This is a genomic window from Xanthomonas sp. WCS2018Noco2-27 (assembly GCF_031843525.1).
In the GTDB taxonomy this organism is placed as follows: Bacteria; Pseudomonadota; Gammaproteobacteria; order Xanthomonadales; family Xanthomonadaceae; genus Xanthomonas.
Map to the genome: position 1 here is coordinate 267,292 of NZ_JAVTIK010000004.1, position 20,050 is coordinate 287,341.

The 20,050-nt window shown below is 66.0% G+C and carries 13 protein-coding genes and 1 other RNA gene; 9 read left to right on the forward strand and 5 right to left on the reverse strand.

The features are described 5' to 3' along the window. Positions 1 to 13: 13 nt before the first annotated feature. Positions 14 to 889, reverse strand: coding sequence for an energy transducer TonB (locus RQH86_RS10200; protein ID WP_311240117.1), 876 nt, complete (start codon positions 887 to 889; stop codon positions 14 to 16). Next, complete coding sequence (gene gshB / locus RQH86_RS10205) at positions 886 to 1,836, reverse strand: glutathione synthase (protein ID WP_055849199.1); 951 nt, start codon at positions 1,834 to 1,836, stop codon at positions 886 to 888. The genes RQH86_RS10200 and gshB overlap by 4 nt, the downstream gene beginning before the upstream one ends. 237 nt (positions 1,837 to 2,073) lie before the next feature. Here gshB and pilG point away from each other — a divergent pair, with 237 nt between their 5' ends. The 9 genes from pilG to RQH86_RS10250 all read left to right on the forward strand — a co-directional run bounded on the left by pilG (position 2,074) and on the right by RQH86_RS10250 (position 15,407). Beyond that, positions 2,074 to 2,475 carry a twitching motility response regulator PilG gene (gene pilG, locus RQH86_RS10210; protein WP_005913706.1) on the forward strand — a complete coding sequence of 134 codons (402 nt, stop codon included), beginning with the start codon at positions 2,074 to 2,076 and terminating at the stop codon, positions 2,473 to 2,475. Positions 2,476 to 2,492: 17 nt separating this feature from the next. Then, positions 2,493 to 2,855: a response regulator gene (locus RQH86_RS10215; RefSeq protein ID WP_006450735.1), complete on the forward strand. Its 363-nt coding sequence runs from the start codon at positions 2,493 to 2,495 to the stop codon at positions 2,853 to 2,855. After that, positions 2,855 to 3,385 carry a chemotaxis protein CheW gene (locus RQH86_RS10220; protein ID WP_046962985.1) on the forward strand — a complete coding sequence of 177 codons (531 nt, stop codon included), beginning with the start codon at positions 2,855 to 2,857 and terminating at the stop codon, positions 3,383 to 3,385. Before RQH86_RS10215 ends, RQH86_RS10220 begins: the two co-directional genes overlap by 1 nt. A gap of 39 nt (positions 3,386 to 3,424) precedes the next feature. After that, positions 3,425 to 5,461, forward strand: coding sequence for a methyl-accepting chemotaxis protein (locus tag RQH86_RS10225; protein ID WP_055849207.1), 2,037 nt, complete (start codon positions 3,425 to 3,427; stop codon positions 5,459 to 5,461). A 113-nt stretch (positions 5,462 to 5,574) separates the two neighbouring features. Next, positions 5,575 to 12,669, forward strand: a complete 7,095-nt coding sequence (locus RQH86_RS10230; protein ID WP_311238654.1) for an Hpt domain-containing protein — start codon at positions 5,575 to 5,577, stop codon at positions 12,667 to 12,669. Positions 12,670 to 12,676: 7 nt separating this feature from the next. Further along, positions 12,677 to 13,864, forward strand: coding sequence for a chemotaxis protein CheB (locus RQH86_RS10235; protein WP_311238709.1), 1,188 nt, complete (start codon positions 12,677 to 12,679; stop codon positions 13,862 to 13,864). Between the two features lie 34 nt (positions 13,865 to 13,898). Then, positions 13,899 to 14,378 (forward strand): chemotaxis protein CheW, encoded by a 480-nt coding sequence (locus RQH86_RS10240; RefSeq protein ID WP_055849215.1) that lies wholly within the window; start codon positions 13,899 to 13,901, stop codon positions 14,376 to 14,378. Positions 14,379 to 14,678: 300 nt separating this feature from the next. Further along, a complete protein-coding gene (locus RQH86_RS10245; protein ID WP_311238655.1) occupies positions 14,679 to 15,251 on the forward strand; it encodes a GNAT family N-acetyltransferase in 573 nt (190 codons plus the stop codon). An 80-nt stretch (positions 15,252 to 15,331) separates the two neighbouring features. Continuing rightward, positions 15,332 to 15,407: non-coding RNA, sX9 sRNA (locus RQH86_RS10250), on the forward strand. 4 nt (positions 15,408 to 15,411) lie between these two features. On the opposite strand, the gene RQH86_RS10255 is transcribed toward RQH86_RS10250, so the two are convergent. The 3 genes from RQH86_RS10255 to RQH86_RS10265 are packed head-to-tail and all read right to left on the reverse strand — an operon-like array spanning position 15,412 to position 19,624. Continuing rightward, positions 15,412 to 17,217 carry a hypothetical protein gene (locus tag RQH86_RS10255; RefSeq protein WP_311238656.1) on the reverse strand — a complete coding sequence of 602 codons (1,806 nt, stop codon included), beginning with the start codon at positions 17,215 to 17,217 and terminating at the stop codon, positions 15,412 to 15,414. Next, positions 17,214 to 17,786 (reverse strand): sigma-70 family RNA polymerase sigma factor, encoded by a 573-nt coding sequence (locus RQH86_RS10260; protein ID WP_311238710.1) that lies wholly within the window; start codon positions 17,784 to 17,786, stop codon positions 17,214 to 17,216. Before RQH86_RS10260 ends, RQH86_RS10255 begins: the two co-directional genes overlap by 4 nt. A gap of 29 nt (positions 17,787 to 17,815) precedes the next feature. After that, positions 17,816 to 19,624 carry a von Willebrand factor type A domain-containing protein gene (locus tag RQH86_RS10265; protein WP_311238657.1) on the reverse strand — a complete coding sequence of 603 codons (1,809 nt, stop codon included), beginning with the start codon at positions 19,622 to 19,624 and terminating at the stop codon, positions 17,816 to 17,818. Positions 19,625 to 20,050 lie beyond the last annotated feature (426 nt).

Genomic DNA, 20,050 nt, shown 5'->3' on the forward strand with positions numbered 1-20,050 from the left:
TTCCACCGCACCTTCAGCGGTCGTCGTGCAGCTCGCCGCCGGGCAGGAACAACCAGGTGCGCGTGACTTCCAGAATGTCCACGTCGTCTTTGGTCCTGGGCAGGGGCGGGAACGGCTGGGCCAGCTGCACCACGCGCAGCGCGGCATCGTCCAGCGCCGGCACGCCGCTGGAGATCAGGACGCGGCTGCTTTCCACGCTGCCGTCGCGGCGTACGCCCACGCTGATGACCACCTTGCCGCCCAGTCGGCGCCGACGCGCGTCGTCCGGATAATTCAGGTTGCCCACGCGCTCGGCGCGATCCACCCAGGCGCGCAGATAGTTGGCGTAAGCGTATTCGCGGGTACTGGCTGACACGAACTTGCGGTTTGGGCGCTTGGCGTATTGCTCCGAGCGCAGATGCACTTCGGCCGCAAGCCGGGCCATTTCCGCATCGCGCTGCACGCGTTGCGCATCGGCCGGGGTGAGCGGATCGGTCTGCGGATTGGGTTGTGGCGTCGGCACCGCCTGCTCGCCGCGACGGCTGCTCACCACGCGGGTCTGGGTCGGCTCCGGGGCCTGCACGCTGGTTGCGCGCTGCGCCTGTGGGGCAAGCCCGGTGCGGTTCTGCGGCACCACGCCAGGCTGGCTGTCGCGCGGGCGCTGGGCGGTGTCGTGGTTGCCGCCGCCCTGCTGGTTGGCCTGGGCCAGGAAGTCGGCCTGCTTGGGCGTCAACGGCGTGCTGGTCTGGCTGAAGATCACATCCAGCGTCGGTACCAGCGGCGCGTCTTCGCTGATCGTAAAACCCACGCCCAGGATCAGCGCGGCGTGCAGCAACAGCGAGATCACCAGCATCGCACTCAGGCGCTGGCGCTCGTCCATCGCAGCAGGCTGCGCCGCGGCCGTGCTCATTGCGCGGCGCCGGCCTCGATCGCGTCGAACAGCAACCCGGCGATGTTCAGGCCGAACTGCGCGTCCAACTCGCGCACGCAGGTGGGGCTGGTGACGTTGACCTCGGTCAGGTAATCGCCGATCACGTCCAGGCCGACAAAGCGCATGCCGCGCCGGCGCATTTCCGGGCCCACCTGCGCGGCGATCCAGCGGTCGCGCTCGGACAAGGGCCGGCCTTCGCCACGCCCGCCGGCGGCCAGATTGCCGCGGAATTCATCGCCCTGCGGAATCCGCGCCAGGCAGTAGTCCACCGGCTCGCCATCCACCAGCAGGATGCGCTTGTCGCCAGCGGTGATGTCGGGGATGAAGCGCTGCGCCAGGGTCAGCTTGCGGTTGCCGTCGGTCAGCGTCTCAAGGATTACATTGAGATTGGGGTCGCCGGTGCCGCTGCGGAAGATCGAACGCCCGCCCATGCCGTCCAGCGGTTTGAGCACCGCCTGTCCATGTTCCAGCACGAAGGCTTTCAGCGCCGCCGCATCGCGGCTGACCAGGGTCGGCGGGCAGCACTGCGGAAACAGCAGCGCCGCCAGCTTCTCGTTGTAGTCGCGCAGGCCCTGCGGGTCGTTGACGATCTGCGCGCCGGCGCGCTGCGCCACGCTCAACACCTGGGTGTCGTAGACGAACTCGGCATCCACCGGCGGATCCTTGCGCATCAGCACCACCTGGCCGGGGCCGAATGCCAGTTCGGCGAACTCGCCCAGGGTGAACCAGCCTGCCTTGTCCTCACGCACGCTCAGTGGCGCGACCTGCGCCACCGCGCGGCCCTCGCGCAGGCTGAGCCCGCCCGGGCGCACGTAATGCAAGCGATGACCACGGCGCTGGGCTTCCAGCAGCATGGCGAAGGTGGTGTCTTTGGCGATCTTGATGGAGGCGATGGGATCCATCACCACAACGACGTCGAGCAACATGGGGCTAAACCTTTCGAACAAGCTGCCGATGGTAACTTCAAGCGGTGGGCGATGGCGTGTCTGGCGGGTCGCAAATGCGCGACTTGCCGGTCCGGACGCACCCAGACGCGGTCGGAACGTCCGCCTGGCGGGGGCCCGGCAATGCGCCCTTGACAGTCAATGCGGGTCTTGGGATATACATGCAGTTTCGTAGCGACGTCGGAAGGGATGAAGCGTTGCGCGTCCGGGGATATTTGCATGAGTGAAAACATTGCTGCGGGTGGGGAACTCGCAGGACTGAAGGTGATGGTGATCGATGATTCGAAGACCATTCGCCGCACCGCCGAAACGCTGCTGAAGCGGGAAGGTTGTGAAGTAGTGACAGCGACGGATGGTTTCGAGGCACTGGCCAAAATTGCGGACCAGCAACCTCAGATCATTTTCGTCGACATCATGATGCCGCGCCTGGATGGGTACCAGACGTGTGCGTTGATCAAGGGCAACCAGCTCTTCAAGTCGACGCCGGTGATCATGTTGTCTTCCAAGGATGGCCTGTTCGACAAGGCACGCGGCCGCATCGTCGGCTCCGAGCAATATCTGACCAAGCCATTCACCCGTGAAGAACTACTGAGCGCGATCCGCACGTACGTCCACGCCTGACCAGGGGGAAAGGCAACATGGCTCGAATTATATTGATCGAGGACTCGCCCACCGATCGGGCAGTCTTCAGTCAATGGCTGGAAAAAGCTGGCCATACGGTTGTCGCCACCGACAACGCCGAAGCGGGACTTGAGCTGATTCGCAGCCAGGCGCCCGATTTGGTGTTGATGGATGTGGTGCTGCCCGGCATGAGCGGCTTCCAGGCAACGCGTGCACTTGCACGCGACCAGGCTACCAAGGACATCCCCGTGCTGCTGGTCAGCACCAAGGGCATGGAAACCGACAAGGCCTGGGGTTTGCGACAAGGTGCCAGCGACTACATTGTCAAGCCGCCGCGCGAAGACGATTTGATCGCACGCATCAAACAACTGGTGCGTTGATGCGTTCTCCATTCGATATTCTTGAAGACTACGAGCGTCGTAGTCTTGCGCATGCCACGCCACTGCCGGAACGCCAGTTCTCGGTCGATATCTGGCGTGGTGTCGGCTACCGGGTCGGTACCCGGCGACTGGTGTCGGATTTCCGCGAAGTGGCGGAAATCGTGCCGATGCCGCCGGTGACGCCGGTGCCCGGCGGGCAGCCTTGGTTGTTGGGCGTGGGCAACCTGCGCGGCAATCTGTTTCCGGTGATCGATCTGAAGCAGTTCCTGGAGGGCCGTCGCACGGTGCTGCAGGAAGGCCAGCGTGTGCTGATCATGCGTCAGAGCGGCGGCGACGTCGCGCTGACCATCGATGAGCTGTACGGCCAACGCAGCTTCGAACAGTCACAGGCGGTCGAGCCCGGCGAGTTGGCCCAGGGCCGCTACGCGCACTTTATCGACCGTGCCTTCCGCAACGAGACGCAGGACTGGGGTGTGTTCTCCCTGGCGTTGCTGTCGCGCACTCCTGAATTCCGGCAGGCCGCGGCCTAAGCCGCGACCCCGCCACGTCATACAGATCGAGGTCGAACCATGAGTACCGCCCCGGACGCCCGCAAGACCAACAAGCTCGGCAGCGTCAGCACCAGCTTCTGGCTTGGCTTGCTGGTGTTGTCGATGATCGTGTTTGGCGCCAATACCGGCGTCGCGACCTGGCAAGGCAGTCGTCTTGCCGGTGCCGGCACCGGCGCGGCCGACTTGCAGGTGCTCTCGCAGCAGCTGGCCAACCAGGGCCGCGAAGCGGTGTCCGGCGATGCCAAGGCGTTTGCGGCCTTCAAGGAAACCAAGGGCCGCATCGACAGCACGGTGAGCGAACTGGATGGCCGTTACGGCCAGGAAGGCTCGGTGGCCAGTTCGATGGCGCAGCTCAAGGCAACCTGGGTGCCGCTCAGCAAGAACGCCGACCAGGTCATCGCCAGCGAACCGGCGGTGCTCGGTCTGGCCGGCAACGCCGAACGCTTTTCCGGCAACGTGCCGCAGCTGCAGGCGCAGTTGAATGAAGTGGTGCGCGCGATGACGGTCAGCGGCGCACCCGCATCGCAGATCTACAACACGCTGCAGCAGGTCGTGGTTGCCGGCACCATGGCGCGCCGGGTCACCGAAATGCGCGCCGGTGGCGCCAATGCCGCCGCCTCGGGCGACGCGCTGGCACGCGACTCGGTGGTGTTCACGCAGATGCTGGAAGGCCTGCGCGCAGGTAACGAAGAAATGGGCATCGCCGCGGTGCGCAACCCGGCCGCGTTGTCGGCGCTGGAGCAGTCGCAGGCGCAGTGGACGACGATGAAGAAGGACATCGACGCCATCCTCGCCAGCTCGCGCAACCTGTTCGCCGCGCAGTCGTCGGCCGCAGCGCTGACCGCCGGTTCGAGCAAGATGCTCGACGACAGCAAGAAGCTGTTCGATGCGTTCTCCGCCTTCGGTTCGGTGCGCGATACGCGCCTGTTTCCGAACTTCTGGCTGGGTGTGGTCTCCGGCCTGATCGCGTTGCTGGCCATCGTCGGTTTCGTGTGGAGCTCGGTGCGCGTACGGACCCGCGAGCAGGACGTGCGCTACCAGGCACAGGTGGAATTCAACAGCCGCAACCAGCAGGCGATTATGCGGTTGCTGGACGAAATCAGCTCGCTCGGTGAAGGCGATCTGACCGTCAAGGCCTCGGTGACCGAAGACATGACCGGCGCCATCGCAGACGCCATCAACTACGCCGTGGACGAGCTGCGTCACCTGGTGACCACCATCAACGACACCTCCGCCAAGGTGGCTGTGTCGACCCAGGAAACCCAGGCCACTGCGATGCAGCTGGCCGAAGCCGCCGGCCAGCAGGCCAACCAGATCACCACCGCGTCCGAGCGCATCAGCGAAATCGCTGCCAGCATCGAACAGGTGTCGCGCAACTCCACCGAGTCGGCCGAAGTGGCGCAGCGCTCGGTGGTCATCGCCGCCGAAGGTGCCGGCGTGGTGCGCGAAACGATTCAGGGCATGGACCAGATTCGCGACCAGATCCAGGAAACCTCCAAGCGCATCAAGCGCCTGGGCGAATCGACCCAGGAAATCGGCTCGATCGTGGAACTGATCAACGACATTTCCGAGCAGACCAACATCCTGGCGCTCAACGCCGCGGTGCAGGCGGCCTCGGCAGGCGAGGCCGGTCGCGGTTTCGCTGTGGTGGCCGACGAAGTGCAACGCCTGGCCGAACGCACCTCCGGTGCGACGCGCCGGATCGAAGGCCTGGTGCAGACCATTCAGGCCGATACCAACGAGGCGGTCAGCTCGATGGAGCAGACCACCTCCGAAGTGGTGTCCGGTGCACGCCTGGCCGAAGACGCCGGCACCGCGCTGACCGAAATCGAGCGCGTGTCCAACGCACTGAACAACCTCATTAAGAACATCTCCATCGCCGCACACCAGCAGTCGGCGGCGGCGACCGATATCACACAGACCATGGGCGTGATCCGTCAGATCACCAGCCAGACATCGCAGGGTGCGGAACAGACGGCCGACTCGATCGGCAACCTGGCTCAGCTCGCTGCCGATCTGCGCCGTTCGGTCGCCGACTTCAAACTGCCGGCGTGACCACGACGCGGAACGGGAAAGGATCAGCAGATGGCGCGTAGTCGCATTACGTCGATGCAGGAAGTGACCGGTGACCGCGCAAGCGGTGAGCCGGCCGTTGTCAGGGGGCTGCAATGAGTGCGCTTCGCGATGCGATGAGCCACGCCGCACTGGGCTGGGTCAAGCCGGAGCTGGACGAAACGTTGCGCCAGGCGCGCAACGAGATCGAATACTTCGCCGAAGAACCGTCCGATACCAGTCGGATGCGCCTGTGCGCGGGTTACCTGCACCAGGTGCAGGGCACCTTGCGCATGGTCGAGCTGTACGCGCCGGCGATGGTGGCCGAGGAGCTCGAGCTGCTCGCCCAGGCCGTGCAGGCCGGCGAAGTGGCCGACCGCGACGAAGCCTGCGCCATGCTGATGCGTGGCACCGTGCTGCTGCCCGATTATCTGGAGCGTCTGCAGAACGGCCACCGCGATATTCCGATTGTGCTGCTGCCGCTGCTCAATGAAATCCGCGCCACCCGTGGCCAGCCGGGTCTCAACGAGAGCGTGCTCTTCGCATTCGACCCGCAGGCCGGTGTTGCCACCGAAGCCGAGCTGGATCACGCGCGCGGCAGCCTGTCTGGCCGCAACCGCGAACTGCTCGACACTGTCGGCAGTGCGGTCAAGGAAGAATTGCTGCGCGTGAAAGACGCGCTGGACCTGCACCTGCGCACCGGCGGCGACATCGCCGAGCTGCAGACCCAGGTCAAGGACCTCGGCAGCGTTGCCGACACCCTGGGCATGATGGGTCTGGGCGTGGCACGCAACGTCGTCGTGCAGCAGCGCGATGCACTGGCACGCGTGGTCGATGGCCAGGTGCAGATGGACGAAGGCGTGCTGCTGGATATCGCCGGCGCGCTGTTGTACGTGGATGCGTCGCTGGACGATCAGGTCGCCAGTCTTGGTGCCGACATCGGCGACGGCAATGAGGCCGGCAACAGCGCCACCTCGGCGGAAGTGCGCCGCACCGTGGATGTGCTGGCGCAGGAAGCGATCGCCAATTTCGGTGCGGCGCGCGAGCATTTCGTCGCCTTCATCGAAACCAATTGGGATCACGCGCGTCTGACCGATGTGCCGCATTTGCTCGGCGAAGTCGGTGGTGCCTTGCGCATCCTCGAACTGCCGCAGGCCGCCGATTATCTGGAAGGTGTGCGTCGCTACGTCGATCTGGAGTTGATCGGCAAGCAGCGCGTGCCCAGCGGCCGCCAGCTGGATACGCTGGCCGACGCGATGGCCAGCCTGGAGTACTACCTGGAAGCCCTGCGCGAGCGCCGTCCCGGCCGCGAAGAGATTCTGGACATCACCCGCAACAGCCTGGAAACGCTGCGGTATTGGCCGCTGCCGTCGGGCCAGCCGTCCGAATTGCCGGTCGGTGCCGACCAGCCGGGCAGCGTGGCCGAGTCGCAGCCGGTCGCTGCGTCGCTTACCCAGCACGCCGGCACGCCGGAAGCGGCGGCCAACGATGCGGCACCTGTCGCGTCGCTGGAATGGGCCAACGAAACCGTGGTCGAAACGCCGTTCGCGGCCAGCGTGGTGCATGACACCGGCGCTGCGGCCACCGATACGGTGTTCTCGTTCGACCCGGTGGCCGCGGAAGAAACCCTCTCCGGGCAGGCGCACGTGCCGTTTACGGTTGCGCCGCTGGATCTGTCCGACGACGGTGCGCACGCGCCGGGTGATTGGCAGCTGCAAACTACCGAACAGGCCACACCGATCGCCACGTCCGCGTTCGACCCGGTGTCGGCCGAGCAGGACAGCCACGCGCCGAGCGAGGCCGCACAGGTCAGCTACACCGTGGATCTGAGCGCGCTGGAACAGGAGCAGGCCGCTGCGCCTGCGGTGGTCGAGACGACGCCGCTGCACATCGAGCAGATCGATCTGCCGGGCGATGCGGATCAGGCCGACGCGCCGCTGGACTTCATTGCCGAGAACGAAGCGCGCCGCGCGCAGGTCAGCATCGACGATGCGTTCTCGCCGCCGCCGGCTCCGCCGCAGGAACTGGACGATCCGTTCGTCGAGTCCGCGCCCGATGACGCACAGGATGCGCCGAGCGACGCCACTGCCGAGCAGACCGCTGCGCGTGTGCAGCAGGCGACCGTCAGCGAGTTCGAACTGGACGATGCATCGTCTGCCTTCCTGGCACAGCTCGACGCTGCCGCCGCGCAATTCGACGTGGAGCGTCCGCAGGATGCGTCGGCACGCAGCGACGCAGCGTCCGACGCCACGCTGGTGCAGGCCGCGAGCGAACCGGCTCCGGCCGTTGCTGCCGATGCCGATGCCGGCATTTTCGGCGGCTTTGGCGACAGCGATATCGACGACGATATCCGCGATGTCTTCCTCGAAGAATTCGACGAAGAGCTGGTCAACCTCGGGCAGTTGCTGCCGGTCTGGCGCGCTGCGCCGAATAGCCCGGAACATCTGCGCCCGATCCGCCGCGTCTTCCACACCTTGAAGGGCAGTGGGCGTCTGGTGGGTGCCAATGTGCTTGGCGAGTTCAGCTGGAAGGTCGAGAGCATGCTCAACCGCGTGCTCGACAACTCGCGCCCGGCCAGCCCGGCGGTCGTGGCGATGGTCGAGCTGGCCTACGAGGTGCTGCCGCAATTCAATGCAGCACTGCGCGACCAGGGCCGCATCAGTGCCGATCTGCCGGAAATTCAGGCAATCGCCGAGCGGGTTGCCGCTGGTGAAGAGATCTATTACGTGCCCGCCCCGGTCACGCCGGTGGCGGCCGAGACTGCTGTGATTCCTGCGGTTGCCGGTGCGTTTGTCGCCAGCGGCGGGACCCCCGCATCGGTGGACAGCGTGCTGCGCGAGATCCTCGAAGCCGAAGTCGCCACGCATCTGGAAACGGTCAACGCCTGGTTGCAGGCCACCCAGGCCGAGCCGCAACTGGCAACCGAAGAATTGTTGCGCGCCGTGCACACCATGAGTGGCGCGTTCGCGATGACCGATGTGCCGGAAATCACCTTGGTGACCTCGCCGGCCGAAAGTTATGTCAAGCGTCTGCTGGGGGCGTCGCAAACGCCATCGCAGGACGGGGTCGATGCGATCACAGCCACGGCCGCAGCGATCGCCACCACGGTCACCGCACTGCGCGCCGATGCGCCGTTGATTCCATCGTTTGCGCCCCTGACCGAGCGCTTGCGCGCGTTGGTGGATACGCTGCCCGAAGCGCAGTGGCCGCCGCAGGCGTTCCTGGACGAGCTGGACGACCTCGACGCTGCCAGCGATGAAGTTGCCGCCAGCGAAGCGGTCGAACTCACCGGCGTGGAAGATCTGTCGCAGTATCTGGACTCCAGCGCACTGCCGGCCGATACCGCCGCACCGACGCATCCGTCCGACGAGCCGCAAGACGCCGACGCACACGCCGAGGCACCGATTGCGGTGGACGAGCTGGCCGAGGCCGAGGCAGACGAATCGCTGCAAGCACCTGCAGCGAGCGATGCACACGTCGCAGCGCTGGAGCAGGACACTGCAGGTGTCGCGTCCGATGCCGCGTCCAGCGATGGCGCCGCAGCGGTGACGCACACAGAGCAGTCCGAACAGCTGCATGGCGATGCCGCGCAGCACGACGAAGCGGCATCGCAGGCCGCCGAGACGCACGACACCTCCGATGAGCCGGCGGTCGAAGCCGACGCCTGGGATGCCACCGAACTGCAGCACGCCGAGACAGCGGAAACGGCGTTGCAGGCTGCAGACCATGCCGAAGCTGCAGCGACCGAAGCGGACGTCGCTTCCGATGCAACGCCTTCCGCTGCGTCCGACGCGGCAGAACACGGCACGCACGCAGACGATGCCGTTGCGGTAGACGAGCTGGCCGAGGCAGAAGCCACTCTGGGCGAATCGCAGACGCTTGCGCCAGTGGCCGATACCGACACGGTTGCAGACGAAGCGACTGTCGAAACCATCGACGCATTGGAAGCAGTGCACGCCGATGCCCCGGTCGCCGACGAAGCGCCTGCCGCAATCGCCGAAGACTGGACCCCGGAAACCGCGGCGCTGGACAGCGTCTCGACCGATCAGGAGGGTCAGTACGCCGATCAGGGCCATGTCGACCACGTTGCTGCGTCGTCCGAGCATGACGCCGGTGCGCAGGATCAGCACGCCGAGCACGTCGCAGACCAGGGCTCAGAGCACGCCGAGTCGCTGCAGGCGCACGACGCCGATGCACAGGTCAGCGAACAGGAACAGCACGCCGCGCAAGCGGACGAGCACGCAGGGTCGCAAGACCATGCGGGCGCCGATCAGCTTGCGCATTCCGAAGCACAGACGGCGTACGACGCACCGTCGCAGTCGGACGCGCAGAGCGAATCGAGCGAGCAGCTGGATGCGATCGAACAGGCGCAGCCGGACCAGCTGTCGCACGACGATGCGTTGACTGCCGACGAAGCCGCGCAGGCGGACGTCGCGCATTTGGACGCAGCGCACGCAGAGGCCGAGCACGCCGACGCGCAGCAGGCCGAGACGCTGCACGCCGATGAGGCAGTGTCGGAGCAGACCATCGAGTCGGTGCAGGCGTTCGAAATGGCGCATGCGGCCGATCAGGTCGAGGAATCGGGTGATCCGCAGTCCGAGATTGCGCCCGAGTTGCATGACCAGATCGCGACGGCCGACGCCGATGCGCAGCATGACGAGGCGACCGCAACGCGCGATCAGCTCGAACACCTGGAGCATGCAGAGCACGTCGACGCCGGCGAGCATGCAGACCACAGCGCACCCGCTACCGAGCACGCAGACACCGAGCACGCAGACGCCGAGCATGAAACCACCGCAGCCGCGGCCTTCAGCGCACCGGTGGAAGACGCTGCGCCGGTCGAGACGGCCAGCAACGAGGTGGGCGCCGCGTTCGATATCGGCCCGCTCAACTTCGATCGCCTCGATGGCGAGCTGATCGACATCTTTGTCGAAGAAGGCCGCGACCTGCTGGACCATTGCGATGGTCTGATCGCCCGCATGCGCGAAGTGCCGGAAGACCGCGAGGTCCTCAACGGACTGCAGCGCGATCTGCACACGCTCAAGGGCGGTGCGCGCATGGCCGGCATCAACGCCATCGGCGACCTCGGTCATGCGATCGAATCGCTGCTCGAAGCAGTGGCGGCCAACCGTACCGACATCGATCGCGACGACGTGCGCTTGTTCGAACGCGGCTTCGACCGGTTGCATCAGTTGTTGACCCGCACCGGCATGCACCGCGCGGTGTCGATGCCGACCGACCTGGTGGAAGCATTCGAAACCCGTACCCGTGGCCGCGATGCCGCCCCGCCCAGCGACGCCGATGTCCGCGCGATCGCCAAGGCGTCGGTGGAGCAGGCACCGTTGTCGGCGCCGATCCCGGTCGAAGGCCAGGTCGAAGAAGAGTTGATGCCGCGTGCACAGCAGGAACAGGTGCGCGTGCGTGCCGACCTGCTGGACCGCCTGGTCAACCATGCCGGCGAAGTGGCGATCTATCGTTCGCGCCTGGAACAGCAGTTGGGTGCATTCCGTGGCGCCATGGGCGAACTGGATCGCACCAACGCCCGTCTGCGCGACCAGTTGCGGCGTCTGGATCTGGAAACCGAAGCGCAAATCGTGGCGCGCTATCAGCGTGAGCAGGACCAGGGCGATCGTACTTTCGATCCGCTGGAACTGGACCGCTTCTCCACCCTGCAGCAGCTCAGCCGCGCGCTGAACGAATCGGCGGCCGACTTGGGCGGTCTGCAAGGTGTACTGGAAGACCTCTCGCGTCAGTACGACGGCTTGCTGCAACAGCAGTCGCGCGTCAGTTCCGAGCTGCAGGACGGCCTGATGCGTGCGCGCATGGTGCCGTTCGACGGCCTGGTGCCGCGTCTGCGCCGTGTGGTGCGCCAGGCGGCCAGCGAGACCGGCAAGCAAGTGCATTTGCTGCTGGAAGGCACCCAGGGCGAACTGGACCGCAACGTGCTCGACCGCATGGTCGCGCCGTTGGAACACATGCTGCGCAACTCGGTTGCGCACGGGCTGGAAACGCCGGAACAGCGGCGCGACGCAGGCAAGCCGGAAGAAGGCAATATCGCGATCCGGCTGCGCCGCGAAGGCTCGGAAATCGTGCTGGAAGTGGCCGACGACGGCGCCGGGCTGGACCGCGAGGCGATCCGTCGCCGCGGCGAGCAGCGCGGCCTGATCGAACCGGGCCAGGAGCTCAGCGAGGCCGAACTCGATGGTCTGATCTTCGCCTCCGGTTTCAGCACCTCCGAACAGGTCAGTCAGTTGTCCGGCCGTGGTGTGGGCATGGACGTGGTACGCAACGAAGTGCGTCAGCTCGGCGGCTCGGTGGACATCCACTCGGTACGCGGGCAGGGCGTCACCTTCACCCTGCGCCTGCCGCAGACGTTGGCGGTCACCCAGGCGGTGTTCGTGCGCATCGGCGAGACGACGTTCGCGGTGCCGGTGGGCTCGGTCAGCGGTATCGGCCGCATCTCGCGCACCCGTTACGAGTCGGGCGAGGGCGGTTACCACTACGCCGGCGAAGAGTATGTGCTGCACGATCTGGGCTCGCTGGTCGGCCAGCCCGTTGCACGTGCCGATGGTCAGGCGCAGGTGCCGTTGCTGCTGGTGCGTGCGGGCGATCTGCGCGCGGCAGTGGCGATCGATCAGGTGCTGGGCAACCGCGAAATCGTGGTCAAGCCGGTGGGCCTGCAGATCGCGTCGGTGCCGGGTATCTACGGCGCCACCATCACCGGCGATGGCCGCGTGGTAGTGATTCTGGACGTGGCGCCGCTGGTACGTCGTTACCTCAGCCAGCCGGCGCGTCCGACGCTGGAAACCCCAGCCGAAGCGCAGCGCCAGGTGCCGTTGGTGATGGTGGTCGACGACTCGCTGACCATGCGCAAGGTCACCAGCCGCGTGCTGGAACGTCACAACCTGGATGTCACCACCGCCCGCGACGGCGTCGAGGCCCTGGAACTGCTCGAAGAGCGCGTTCCGGATCTGATGCTGCTGGATATCGAAATGCCGCGCATGGACGGCTACGAGCTGGCCACCGCGATGCGTGCCGACCCACGCTTCAAGGCGGTGCCGATCGTGATGATCACCTCGCGCAGTGGCGAGAAGCATCGCCAGCGCGCCTTCGAGATCGGCGTGCAGCGCTACCTGGGCAAGCCTTACCAAGAGTTGGATCTGATGCGCAACGTGTATGACCTGCTGGGGATCGCTCGTGTCCGAGACTAATGGCGCAATGGGAACTCCGGTCGCCCTGCTGGGCCGGCCGGGTGAGGCGCGCGAGCGTCTGCGCGAAGCGCTCGGCCTGGCCGGTGCGCAGGTCGTGCTGGAAGACGAACCGTCGGCGGTAGACGTGCAGATGCTGCGCGATGCCGAGCCGGTGGCGGTGCTGGTCGCGCTGGAACCGTCGATCGAAGACGCGCTGGAAGCGTTGGAGCCGGCCTTCAACATGCCTGGCGTGACGGTGATCTTCGACGAAGCCGAACTCACGGTGCGCCGCGAGGGCTGGGAAGCGCAGCGTTGGGTACGCCATCTGGCCGCCAAGCTGCACGGCCATGCCGATGTGTTGCCGCCGGGCACCGAAAGCGAACCCTCGCTGCAACCCGAGCCGGGTCTGACGCTCGCCCCGCGCCAGCATTCGGACCTGCAACTCGATCAACATCTGGAAGCGGCCGCGCATGCCTTCGAAAGCATGCCGGGCGATGCCATGTTTACGCGCGCTGTCGATCACGCGCAGACGCCTGCCGCTGCCGACAAGCCGAGCACGACGCTGGGCGATTCCAGTACCTGGGGTCTGGTCGACGAGGTTGCCGTGGTGGTGCGCCCGCGTACCGAAGTGGACGTGGCAGCGCTGTCGACCGGCGGCTTGTCGCTGGTGGATCTGGAACACAGCGGCGAAGTGACCGGTGCGGTGCTGGTGATGGCCGGTATCGGTGGGCCTGATGCGATCCGCCGGCTGCTGGCGGCGCTGCCGCCTAATTTCCCGCGCGCGGTGCTGGTGCGCATGACCCTCGATGGCGGCCAGTACGGCAACCTGGTGCGGCAGATGGGGCGCGTCTCCGCGTTGCCGGTCGAGCTGGGTGAGCCGGGACAGGTGGTCGCGCCGGGCAAGGTCTACGTGTTGTCCGACGAGATTGGCCTGCAGCAACACGCAGGTGCACTGGCTTTCGTGGCGCATAGCGATCCTGCGGCGCTGATCGCGGCGCTGCCGGCCACCGACAGTGCAGTGCTGATGCTCAGCGGCGCCAACGAGGCGCTGGTGGATGCATCGCTGGCATTGGCCGAGCAGGGTGGTTGGTTGGCCGGTCAGTCCGCCGACGGTTGCTACGACCCGGCCGCTGCGGCGCGCCTGGCACGACAAGGCATTTTGACCGGCGATCCCGCGCAGTTGGCGCAGGCGTTGGCACAGCGTTGGCCGGCGTAAGCCGGGCGCTCCCTCTCAGATTCGGAATGGTGCGATGAGCTACGCCAACAATGACGAAATCCGCGGCGTCCTGATTCAGGCCGGCACCGAGCGTGTGCTGCTGCCGAACGCCACGGTGGCCGAGGTGATGTCGCGCGTGGCAGTCGAAGCGCTGCCGGACATGCCGCGCTGGGTGGTTGGGCGCATCGACTGGTACGGCTGGAAGGTGCCGCTGCTGTCGTTCGCACGCCTCAGCGGCTTGGGCGACGAACCCACGGCCGTCAACAACAAGGTGATCGTGCTGAAGGCGCTGGGCGGCAATCCCGTGCTGCCGTACTTCGCGTTGCTCACTGCCTCGTTCCCGCAACTGATCTCGGTGCCGCGCGACGGTTTGCTGGCCGACGCCTCGGAAGACGCGCTGCCGGACGGCGTGCACATGCGCGTGTTGCTCGGTGAGCAGAGCGCGCTGCTGCCGAATCTGGACGCCATCGAGTCGCAGGTGGCGCAGGCGCTTGCCTCGGCTGCTGCCGCCTAGAGCAGCCGGCACAGCGGCACCGCAGCCGTCGGACCGACGTGTGCGGTGCTCTCCTTCGGCAGGGCGTGTGCGCAGAGTGCAGTCCCTGTGGTGTGATCTCCCGATCCAAGCGGGGCATGCACCCAGCGTGTGGATCGCCGCGCTTGAAACGACTGGTATCCAGGCGATGCGTCTGCGGTCACGTGCATGCGTGAGCCCGGCGGGTGGACGGTTCGGCGTCAGCGTTGTGGATTTCGCATCGCGCTGCGCAGCTGGCGCTGATCGATACGATGCGCGATATCGCGATTGTAGGGTGACGTCATGAGCCTGCCCGCCTTCAAGCCCGTGTGCCATGCGGACGGTGTGGTGTTGTCCGATCTGGCCAACGCCGACCCCGCCGCAGTGGCCGACTATCACGCGCGCAACCGCGGCCATCTGATCGAGGCGATGCCGCTGCGGCCGCCTGCGTTCTACACCGTCGAAGGCTGGCGCCGGTTGTGCATCGCCTACCGCGCGTCGGTACCCGGTGAGCGCGAACTGCAACTGGTGCTGTGTGCCGGGCCAGACGTGATCGGCACGGTGGGCTTCACCCAGATTCAGCGCGGGGCGTTTCAGGGCTGTCATCTCGGCTACGGGCTGGATGCATCCCACCAGGGGCGCGGGTTGATGCAGTGGGCCGCCACGCAGGGCATCGCGTTCGTGTTCGGGCCGCTCGGGTTGCATCGGGTCATGGCGCAATACGTGCCGGACAATGTGCGCAGCGCGCAGGTGCTGGCGCGGTTGGGCTTCCAGATCGAGGGCCGCGCGCGACGCTATCTGCAGTTGAACGGCGTCTGGCGCGATCATGTGCTGACCAGCCTGCTGCGCGAAGACGGGGAGTTCGGCGCGGAGTGAGGTGCGCCGCGTTCTGCTGGCGATAGCGGATGCTTGCGATAGCGCGGCGTCGGCCGATGCGAACGGTGGTCGTAGTCGACATGGACCACGTTGACACTCCGATTCCTGTGCGCCGTCCACAGCCGGCTGACGTCTGTTCGCTACGTTTTGTTGGCTGCACTCACTTCGGTTGCGTTGGGCTCACCGTTTCGACGCGCACGCGGTCTGTTGGTAGCCGTGGGTCGCGGGCGATGTCCAGTTGCGCAGATACATTGCGCTTGCTGTATGCCTTGCGCAGTTGATCGAGCCACTGTCGGAACGCGTTCGCCGCGGGATCTGCCGTCCAGATACGCAGCTGCACCGGCCCACGTTGTCCGGCAGGCAGCGCGTGGTCGAGCCACATATCCGGCGAGGTCGTCAACGCAAGCAAGTGCACCGGCTTGGAAGATCTTGCGGCATTGTCTGCGGCGCTGGCTTGCGGAGCAGCCACTGTCGATACCGGCCCGGGAGACTGCGCTGCGGTGTGTTCTTGCACGCGTTGTTGCGCGGCAGCGTCTTTCTGCAACGGCGCGCGTTTGATCAAGTCGCGCGACAGCTGCGTATCCTGAGGCGCCCGGGAGACCACTGCAGCGGCTGGCGTGGAGTGCGCAGAGTTCCCCGCGTCCAATTGCCCGAATGGCTGCATGTCGTTTGCCGGTGTCGCAGCGGCAAACGCAGGCGCAGCTGCCGGCTTCGGTTTGCTGCGTACGCGTGCCTGCGCGGCAATGGCGGTATGCGGCACAGCGGCGTTGCGATTTGCGGACGGAGACGGCATCTCGGCGACTGATGCGCTAACGGACGGCGAAACCGGTGCAGGTAGCGCCGGCAGCGCAAGGTCAGCGGCAGGGGCTGCTGCGATTGGCGCGGGTTCGGAAGGTGCCGCGGGCGGCGCCGGGGGAGCCGGAACGACAACCAACGACTCCACAGGCTGCGCGGGCGCGGGCATCGACGGTGGCGCAAACGCTGGCGGCGGCGGGGCAGAAGCGGGTTGACGTATGCGTTCTTCGACCGTGCTATCAAAATCTGCTGACGCTGACGCTGACGCTGACGCTGACGCTGACGCTGATGCGGGCGCGGGCTCTGGCTGCGGGATCTGAGACAGCGGTGCCTGATTGTCCGGGGCCGATCTTGTTTGCGTTTCTGCTTCGGCCTGGGCCTGGGCTTGATCGGCTGGCACAGCCGCAGCCGGCGCAGCCTGCATCGATGGTGTCGGCGGCGCAGTTGCTTGCCATTGCAGGCCGACGCCGACTGCCAAGGTGACCGAGGCCGCCAGCGCCAATGCCGGCATCCAGCGCTGGCGGCGCGCGCGACGCGTAGGAGGATGCGCACGCGTCGCATCGTTTGCTTGCGCCGTATCGCCGGTCTGCGCTGCATGCGAGGTGATCGGTGATGTCGCCGCTACCAGCACTGGAGACGGCGACGTATCACCTTGTGCAACGCTGGAGGACGAGCGACTCGCCGTCTGCGTCGCCTTCACTGGCGCAGTGCCATCACCCACAGGCGCATCGGCGCCATCGTTCTCTCGCAACGCAGGCGTGGCGGCATGCGTGGCTGTGGACGCAACGGGAAGCTGCTGCTGCAACCACGCACGCGTGCTGTCGCGTACCGGCGCACCCAGTGCCTGCGCCGCGTCGTCGCCGTCTGCCAGTCGTGCGTGGATGGCCGCGCGCTGTGCAGCCTGCGCTTGCTCCGCCTGCGCGGCAGCGGCAGCGGCAGCGAAGATGGCGCCCATCGTCGCCGGTGGTTCGAACTGCAAGGTGTCTGCTGCGTCTGCCGATATTGTCTGCGCCGATCCAGGTCCAGCGGTATTGCGCGTGCTGTCGGCCTGCGCAGCGGCCTGCGCAAACCACGCTTGCATGCGGTCGGGCGGCGCGTAGGCCGGCAATGCACGCAGCAACGCGGCCAGGCCATCTTCGCCAGCAATAAAGCGCTCGAATAGTGTGCTCACTGCGCGGCGTCCAGGCTCAGGCGCAACTTGGCAAACGCATAACGCAGCCGGCTTTTGACGGTCTCGAAGCCTTCGCCGACCACCTGTGCGATGTCTTCGATGGCCAAACCTGAGAAGAACCGCAGCACGACCACTTCGCGTTGTGCATCGGGCAAGGCCATCACCGCGCTGCGTACCCGATGTTGCTGCTGGCCCAGCATTGCCAGCTGCTCGGTGGACAGGTCGTCGTCGGTCAGGTGCAGATGGCTGTCGTCCAACGGCACCGAGGTGGCGACGTAAGCACTACGACGCGTGTCGATCCACGCATTGCGCGCAATCTGGAATAGAAAACTGCTGAAGGCGGCTTGCTCGGGGCGGTAGTCGCTGCAGCGGGTCATCAGCTTGAGCCAGGTCTTCTGTGCCAGGTCTTCGGCCTCGCCGACATTGCCCTCGCATTGCCACGCCAGAAAATTGAACAAGGCACGGTTATGCCGCTTGAACAGCTCGGTGGCCGGCTGTTCGACAAAGCCATTGGCGACGAGGAGCATGAGCTCCTCGTCGGGGAGATGCGCAAGATCGGCAGGATGCATGCGCGCAGTATAGGCAACCGCTGCGCGCATCAGTCGGTGGTGGCGACCGGCCGGCTGCTCAGCGTTTCGGCCTGCTGCACCATGCGCAGGAAGTCGGCGCGGTAGCCGAAGCGGTCCTTGCCGATGCTGCCTGCTGCCAATGCGCGCAGCTGCGGATAATCCCAGCCGTGCAATTGGTTGCCGCCGCGCAGACGTTGGCCGAAACCAGCGACCGCTGCCGCAAACCGGAACGCGTCGCTGGAGGCGTTCAGTGCAACCTGCTGGTCGCTGCGGATGACGGTGTCGAGCAGGCGGCTGCGGTGCGCGTCGGGCAATTTGTAGCGCAGCTTGAGATGGGCAAGTTCGTTGCCGTTGTCTGCGGCCGGGCGTTTGGCCTTAGTGGCATAACGTAGCGGGTCGACCGAGGCTTCACCGCGTGCGGGGGTGATCTCATACAGCGCGGTGACGCTGTGGCCTGCGCCGATGTCGCCAGCGTCGACCTGGTCGTTGTTGAAATCTTCGCGGCGCAGTGCGCGGTTTTCATAGCCGATCAGGCGGTATTCCTGCACCGTGGCCGGGTTGAACTCGACCTGGATCTTGACGTCGCGCGCGATGGTTTCCAGCGTGGCGCCCAGTTCGTGGGTCAATACCTTGCGCGCTTCCAGCGGCGAATCGATGTAGGCGTAGGCACCGTCGCCGGCGTCGGCCAATTGCTCCATCAAGGTGTCGTTGTAGTTGCCGGTGCCAAAGCCGAGCGTGGACAACGCCACACCGGACCGGCGCTTTTCGGCCACCATGCCCTTGAGCGTATCGAAGTCGGTGACGCCCACATTGAAGTCGCCATCGGTGGCCAGCAGGATGCGGTTGATGCCGCCACGCAGATAACTCTGCTGCGCTGCCTTGTAGGCCAGCTCGATGCCGCTGGCGCCGGCAGTGCCGCCGCCCGATTGCAGGCTGTCGATGGCTTCGACGATGCGTGCTTGCTGATTACCTGACGTGGGCGGCAACACCACGGCGGTGTTGCCGGCGTAGGTCACCAAGGTGATGCGGTCCTGCGCGCGCAGCTGGCGTGTCAGCAGCTTGAGCGATGACTGTAATAGCGGCAGCTTGTCGGGCGCATCCATCGAGCCGGAGACGTCGACCAGGAACACCAGATTGGCTGCCGGCATGGCAGACGCAGCGACATCGCGGCCGGTAATGCCGATGCGCAATAGCACGCTGTTCTTGTTCCAGGGCGTGGGCGCCAGTTCGGTACGCACGGCAAACGGTTGGCCGTCGCGGGGTGCGGGGTCGTCGTAGCGGAAGTAGTTGATCATCTCTTCCACACGCACTGCATCGACCGGCGGCAGGCTGCCACTGGTGAGATAGCGCCGCACATTGCTGTAGCTGCCGGTGTCGACATCGATGCTGAAGGTAGACACCGGATTGTCTGCGGCCTGCACGACCGGGTTGTCGCTGAGGGTCTGGTAGGTTTCGCGATTCTCGGCCGGTGTTATCGACGCAATGGGTGGTGCGGGCATGGACCGATCCGGCAGTGCACGCTTGGCCATCAGTGTGGCCGCAGGTGCTTGCCGCGCAAGTGCGCCATTGGCACTCTGCGGCGCCGCGGGTGCTGGCGGGCTGGGCGCATAGACCATGTCAGCCTGGCTTGGTTGTATCGGTGCGGGCCGTGCGTGCACGGGTGGGGGTGGCAGTGCGGGCGTGTACACAGGCGTATACGCGATCTCGGCGGTGCTGGGTGGCGATGCCATTGCATCGGGAAGGGGCGATGCGGGCGGGTCGCCAACGACGGGTGCGGTGGGCTCGTGCGAGCAGGCGCTCAGCAACAGGGCGAGCGCGAGAAGGCCGTGACGTGGCATGGGAATCCTTTGCGTGGCGATGACGAAGTGGGTAACAACCAGACAGCCCGAGGTCGCCGTGCACTGCGCCTCTGTAGGTAAAACGGGCCAGCGCGGGAAATGGGGTTAACTGAAGAAAGATTTTTTGCGATGGGCTTGCGATTGGGTTTGGCGATAGCTGGTGCTGCTTCGTGGCTACGGCCTGCGGACGCCTCGTCCGTCCACCGCAATCCCTTTCCCGTGGGCAGAGGTTCGTGCCTCTGCATGATTGCTGGGAGGTGAGGAGGTCTGCTGGGAGGCTGGGGTCTCTACCAGCCGGACGTCGGCGTACCGCACCGGAGAGGACGCGCAACAACTGCACGCCAGCCAGAGAGAAGAGCGGCTAACACAACCACTTCGCTCACCACCAGGCGGCCACGACCGGTGCCCGGTGCGGCTGCCACTCGT